A 536-nucleotide genomic window follows, 5' to 3' on the forward strand; every position below is an offset into this window, starting at 1 on the left:
GGAGGATTTTGGCTCGTGACCAATTTGAAATTGGGCAGACATTCAAAGTAAGCGGAGGTCATCGCCACTTTGTCGTCTGGGTGAATGTGTTGGTAATCATCACCAAGCGGACGGTGGAACAATAAAGAACGGGCAAGAAACACTTGCCCGTAACAGTCCAGCCCATCCAAATCGCGCCCATGGTCAACATAGGGCACTTTGAGAAAGTCATTTAATGTGATCATTTGGCGTACTTGGTTCCGGGGTACTTACTAGGAGTGAACAATACGAAAGGCCAGGTTTTATCCATCAGGTTACGAAAGCTGCCGGATATACTGGCGGTTTGTCGGTCGTCACGATAAGAAACTGCGACCATGGTTAAAGGAGCTTGCGCGGGGCCATTAGGGTTGGTTTCAAGAAATGGGCGATACCTCACCCAAATCTCTCCGCCGGCTTCTTTGGCTGCTAGCATTAAGCGGCGCGCTTGGCCTGTGACGTTATCCAGGGCGAATAACAAATCTTCTCGGCCCATAACGGCACGCTCTGGCAAGTTAATC

Annotated in this window: 1 protein-coding gene and 1 pseudogene; both read right to left on the reverse strand. The window is 50.0% G+C overall.

Features of this window, described 5'->3' with window-relative positions:
* Positions 1 to 224, reverse strand: a pseudogene (locus R7Q09_RS28025) (hypothetical protein); the annotation flags it as partial.
* A partial coding sequence (locus R7Q09_RS28030; RefSeq protein WP_318144191.1) for a DUF1833 family protein occupies positions 221 to 536 on the reverse strand: 316 nt, incomplete at its 5' end. The pseudogene R7Q09_RS28025 and the gene R7Q09_RS28030, both read right to left, overlap by 4 nt.

The sequence above is a fragment of the Vibrio sp. 2130-1 genome, from assembly GCF_033339515.1.